2 protein-coding genes and 1 pseudogene are annotated in these 6,121 nt (G+C 41.0%); 1 reads left to right on the top strand and 2 read right to left on the bottom strand.

What is annotated here, in order from left to right; translation table 11 throughout:
• Positions 1-1,617 (top strand): CHAT domain-containing protein (locus QUA16_RS35280; protein WP_333181746.1); only part of this gene is annotated, 1,617 nt, incomplete at its 5' end.
• Between the two features lie 87 nt (positions 1,618-1,704).
• Here the strand turns inward: QUA16_RS35280 and QUA16_RS37110 are convergent.
• Both QUA16_RS37110 and QUA16_RS37105 read right to left on the bottom strand, forming a co-directional pair.
• On the bottom strand, positions 1,705-4,929 hold the full coding sequence (locus QUA16_RS37110) for a SpoIIE family protein phosphatase (RefSeq protein ID WP_445252234.1): 3,225 nt from the start codon (positions 4,927-4,929) through the stop codon (positions 1,705-1,707).
• A gap of 606 nt (positions 4,930-5,535) precedes the next feature.
• Positions 5,536-6,024 (bottom strand): annotated as a pseudogene (locus QUA16_RS37105) (ATP-binding protein); the annotation flags it as partial.
• Between the last annotated feature and the right edge of the window lie 97 nt (positions 6,025-6,121).

Genomic DNA, 6,121 nt, shown 5'->3' with positions numbered 1-6,121 from the left:
GTAAATCCCCCTGATGTTGTAACTGTAAATCCCCCTGATGTTGTAACTGTAAATCCCCCTGATGTTGTAACTGTAAATCCCCCTGATGTTGTAACTGTAAAACCCCCTGATGTTGTAACTGTAAAACCCCCTGATGTTGTAAAACCCCCTGATGTTGTAACTCCCCCTGATGTGGTAACTCCCCCTCTGATCGATCCTACGGAAAGACAAGTGCCTGCAGGGCAACCCTCAACCCTCGATCGAAAAGACTTTCAACCCCCCAAAATTCCATCGCTACACAATCAGTTGCCCCCCGGCAACCAACTGCCAGAAGTTACCAGCAGCGAATTATCACTAAGAGTCAACCCTATTTCTAATTTAGTTCTGGGATATGTTCCGTCTCCCGATCGACTTTTTGAAGGTAACGATATCCAGAAAACAATCTGGGGAATCGAAGAAATGAGGAATCAAGAATTTCGAGAATACCTGGGGGTAGAAGCCAACATCCCAGAGGAAAAAGTCTTGATTTCGACAGCCCAACAAACTTTACAAAATATCGAACAGCAAACCGGCAAGCGGTCTGGTATTATCTATATAGTCTCGCGAGAAGATCGACTGGAACTAATTTTAGTTCCTCCCGTGGGGCAGCCGATTCACTACAGTGTCCCCGAAGCCCACAGAGCAGCTCTTTTCCCCACCGTCCAGGAGTTCCGCAATGAAATCACCAATCCCGCAAAACGCGCTACTACGACTTATCTAGCCTCCGCCCAGCAACTATATAAATGGGCGATCGCACCCCTAGAAAAAGACTTACAAAACTTAGGAATTCAAACTTTGTTACTGTCAGTCGATCCCGGATTGCGAAGCCTGCCCTTTGCGGCTTTGCACGACGGTAAAGGCTTCTTGATTGAAAAATACAGTTTTAGCCTAATTCCGAGTTTTAGCTCGACTAATACCGATTATAAAGCTGTTAGAGACGCCACAGTGCTAGCAATGGGAAGGTCAGAATTTGTTGACCAACAGCCCTTGCCCAGTGTGCCGATCGAATTGCAGGCGATTTCGGCTCAGTGGCACAGCCCATCTTTCCTCAATTCTGCTTTCACTTTAGATAATCTCAACTCCGAACACGCCAAGGGAGGATTTCGGATCGTTCACCTAGCCACGCACGCTGAATTCAAACCGGGAAAAGCGAGCAATTCCTACATTCAAATGTGGAATTCCAAATTGCAGCTCGATCGCATGGAGAGTTTGAATTGGCGGAATCCGCAGGTAGACTTGTTAGTATTAAGTGCTTGTAGAACTGCTATGGGCGATCGGGAAGCAGAGTTAGGTTTTGGAGGTTTAGCAGTAAAATCCGGCGCGAAATCTGCTTTAGGGAGTTTGTGGTATGTTGACGATGGAGGCACTTTGGGTCTGATGAGCGAATTTTACCACCAGTTGCGAGGAACCACAACTAAAGCAGAAGCTTTGCAAATGACTCAACAAGCAATAATGTCCGGTAAAGTTCGGATGGAAAACGGACAGCTAGTAACAACAGGCGGCAAGTTAAATTTACCTGCTAATTTACAACAACCAAACCAAAACTTTTCTCATCCTTACTATTGGAGTAGTTTCACCATGATCGGAAGCCCCTGGTAAGCTGCCATCTTGATTTCTTGAGTCCGCGAAGGCGGACTTTTGTTGTGTAGTAGCGGTTTCAACCGCCGAACTCGCGAGAAAAAAGTTCTATTTCTGCTTCATCACCACCAAAGTAATATCATCAAAAACCTTCTGAGTGCCAATATACTGCCGCACATCATCAATCACAGCTTCCCGAATTTCTTGGACACAGCGGTGACGATTTTCAACCACCACTTGCCACAACCTCTTTAATCCGTACTGCGCTTTATTAATATCTTTAGCTTCAGGAATTCCATCAGTATAAAGCACCACCACATCCCCAGGATTTAACTGCACTTCTGTTTGAGTAATAAACTCGCCAATCTCTTCTACTAAGCCAATGGGAAAGCCTAAATCCATCGTGTCTATGCACTCCAGTTTTCCATCCGCGCGCACCACAATCATTTCCTCATGTTGTCCGCTTAATTTCAGAACACCTCCGGCATAGTCTAATATAGCTAGAGACATATTTCTAGGGGAGTCCATGCGCTGGAGATTGTCATAAAGAGTCTGGTTGAGGACATCCAAAAACTTCACTGGATCTGTTTCGTTCATTTTCTGAAGCGTCCTGACAGCCGTTTGTGCCATAATCATCAACACGCCGCTTTCTAAACCATGTCCCGTGACATCGCCAATGCTAATCTTGACTTGACCATCCTGTTGCAATACATCGTAGTAATCACCGCCAACTTCGTCAGCAGGTTCCATAAAACCAGCTATTTCTAAGCCTTCAATTGCCTCTAATTCTGACGGTTTTGGCAACACCATTTGTTGCAGTTGTTTGACAATATCGAGTTCTGCACTCATGCGAACATTTTCCGCTTTTAATTTCTGATTGAGGGTGCTAATTTCTTGATTCGCTTCAGCTAGTTGAGCCGTGCGTTCTTGAACTTTATCTTCTAAGTTTTGATAGAGGCGAGCATTTTCGATCGAAATAGCTGCTTGGGAGGATAAGATTTTTAAGACTTCCAATCTATCTGGGGTAAACGCCCCGGTAGTCAGATTATTTTCCAGATACAGAATGCCGATCAGTTTACCTTGATTAATAATAGGAGCGCATAAGACTGACTTAGGCTGATTTTTTATAATATAGGGTTCGCTAGTAAAAATACCCTCTTTTGTAGCCTCTGATAGCACTACATCTTCCTGAGTTCTCGCTACATATTTTATCATGCCTACAGGAAGATTATCGCTGCTTTCAATCGGACTACTTTGCCAAACTTCTACTTGTTCTTTGTCAACTTCCCCTCTAGCTTCAATGGTTAACTTCTCCTTATTTGATAAGACAAGAAAGCCTTTTTGTGCTCCGCCATTTTTCATTAAAATTGTCATTAACTTTTCTAACAATTTGTTGCTCGCAATTTCACCAGCCAGAACTTGGGAAGCTTTGATAACTGTGGACAAGTCTATATTTGAACTTGCTCCACTTGTTGAAGATGCTGTGCCCATAGCAGTAGTCTGCACATCAATTTGTTTCTGGGCAGATACTTTGGGGATTAACTGCGGATATTTCTGCTCCAAATCCTCTACTTTACGCTTAGCACCCCAAAGTTGGTAGCCATAGTGAGCTTTTCTCATGTAAAGTTTGGCAATTTCCTCTTTGCCTTTCCCTAACCAGAATTTGGCGACTAATTCATTGCCTAAAGCTTCATTCTGAATATACTCATTTTCATGAGCTGAAGCAATGGCGCGATCGTACAAATCTAGTGCTTCCATTCCTTGACCAGAAATACGCGCAATTTCTGCCTCCACCAACAGGTATTTGTGCAGAAAGTTTTCAGGACAGTTATCTGCCCAAATTTTCATCTGTTGTTGCTGCGATTCTAACTGCTCCCAATAGTGTTTTTGTTCGGACTCGGAAGCATCAAGATATAGCGACACCAGGATTAGTGAAGTGTAAAAATTATGTTCAGAAATTTGGAACTGCCCTAACGTAAAAATCATAAATTCTTTGGCTTTCAATGCACAGTTTAGCGCTTCATGTAGCTGATCATACAGATATAAAACCTGAGATTTAAAAATATAAAAAGTGCAAATCAACGCCAAACTTTTATGTGCTTTACAGCTTTCTAAAAATTCTTCATCGCTAATTTCGTTGTTACAAAATACGAATTTATTAGGAGTTCTACTGCTTAAATTAAAGAGAGTTATTTGAAAACCCAGCATTCCATCAATTGCCCATTGGTTTTTTATTTTTTGGTTAAACTGTAAAAATTTTTCCACCTCTATCACCAGAGGTTCTAAATTTTTACCCTGATAAAATAGGTATCGCAATTTGTGTTCGATAGCGTAGCCAGAGTGCAGTAATTCTCCAGATTCTAAGCCAGCTTGATAGGACTCATTCAAAATAGCCTCAGCCAATTTAATATGCTTTACCCAGTTATTCAAATGACCGCCCAAAACTAAACAAGCACTGCATCTCTGACTGGAACTATTAAATTTTTTACTCACCTCTACAGCTAGCTTACCAAATTCATAGCCAGATTGATAGTCACCTAAAATAGAGCCAAGAATCATTCCGTAAGTTACAAATCCTTTTGACGATACGGCAATATTGCCGTATTGCAAAGAAATATTAGCCATTTTTAAAACAATAACTGCATACATTTCTTGGTTAAAAAAATAGGCAGGTGGATCAGTATTTGTTAACAATTTTAGTACCAGTCTTTTTTGGGGGTCTGTGATTTCTGGTTCATCGATCAGGTCAGCAATTTTTCTCGAGCCCAAATTCTTCTTTGCACGGGCAACTTCCAGGTCTAGCGCCTCCTTAAAATTAGCGTCAGGCAAGTCTACACCTAACAAGAAAAGAGCCTTTTTACCTGTTTGTATTGACTCTTCATATTTAGCACTCATGGTGTACTGCACGAGCAACAGGTTGTAAATTTCTGCCTTCTCTATGTCGGATTTTACATTTTTCAAAATTAGGTCAATTAATGCTTCTGAATCCTCAAAACATCCATTTAAGTATTCAACCTCTGCCCGTTCTTTGTGCAAGGCTAAAGTTAATTCATAATACTCCGTCCAAAAATCTCCGATTAAACACTCTAATCCCGCTCTTAAATATTGCAGTGCCGCTCCATAAGCCGTTGCATCTTTGGCTTTTTTGCCCGCTTCTAAATTCAAGCGTGCTAATTCAATTTTTGCTGAATCATCTGCAATTAAATCTCTGCCAAAATTCAGATGATCGACTATTTCAAAGATTCTGATTTCCCGTTTATTTTTCGGGAGATTCTGCAACAACAATAGCCCAATTTTGAGATGGAAGCTACGTTTAGATTCGCCATAAATCATGGCATAAGCAGCCTGTTGTACTCTGTCATGCAGGAATTTATAATCTTGAATTAAGAGGTCAGCATCTAACTCTGATGTGGGTAAAATTAAGCCTGACTGAATTGCCAGTGATAGGTCAGTAGAGGTTTCTCTAGGTGATTTTTCGCTAATGAGAGAAAGGGTATGCAAGTTGAAATTAGCGCCCACACAAGCCGCTAAACGTAACATCTGCTGTGTTGATTCTGGCAGTTTATTTACTTTATCAATCATTAACTCTACTACATTGTCTGTAATCCCCTTTGCTTGAATTTGCTGTACATCCCATTGCCAAGAAAGAGAAGATAAATCAAACTGGATTAAATTTTTTGAGTACAGGGTTTTCAAGAATTCATTAACAAAGAACGGATTCCCTCCAGTTTTTTCAATCACCAATTCTGCCAAGGATTTTACTGATTCATAATTGCTAGATAATGTATCGCCAATAAGTTGACTAATATTTTCTAGTCCTAAAGGTGCTAAGGTAATATAATTAATAATTGCTCCCTCCTTGAGCAACCCATCAAGAGTCATCATTAAGGGGTGTGTCGGGCTAACTTCATTATCACGACAAGCTCCAATTAAAAACAGATATTGCATTTCTGTATCTGTCATCATCAGTATAATTAATTTAAGCGTAGCAGCGTCAGCCCATTGCAAATCGTCCAAAAAGATGACTAAGGGATGCTCTTTGGTGCAAAATGCTCGGATGAAGTTTTGAAAAAGAATATTAAAGCGATTTTGTGATTCCGTTGCCCCTAATTCTGGTACTTCTGGCTGTTTACCGACAATCAGTTCTACTTCAGGAATTACATCAATAATTACTTGACCATTCATCCCAAAAGCGCTTTTCAATTTTTCTCGCCATTGTGCTAGTTGTTCTTCACTTTCTGTTAAGAGTTGTTGCACTAATCCTTTAAAGGCATTAACCACAGCCGAGTAAGGAACATTCTTTTGAAATTGGTCAAATTTGCCTGCTGTAAAATAGCCCCTTAGCTTTGTATTGGGTTTGTGAATTTCGGCTACTAGGGATGATTTTCCAATGCCAGAATAACCCGCTACTAACATCATTTCTACCCCCCCTTGTCCCCCCTTATTAAGGCTTTCAGGGGTAGGTTTTTAAAATTTAAGCCGTAGAAAAGTGAGAACGGCTTGGCCAAGGTTCAGGAATAAAGCT

Source organism: Microcoleus sp. S13_C3 (assembly GCF_036700905.1).
Lineage (GTDB): Bacteria > Cyanobacteriota > Cyanobacteriia > Cyanobacteriales > Microcoleaceae > Microcoleus.
The sequence above is the reverse complement of the archived record's forward strand: the minus strand, read 5'-3'. Positions and strand labels throughout refer to the sequence as shown.

Bases quoted from the DNA above. Each gene is read 5' to 3' on its own strand.
- QUA16_RS37110 (WP_445252234.1), bottom strand. From the start codon at position 4,929: ATGATTTATGGCGAATCTAAACGTAGCTTCCATCTCAAAATTGGGCTA.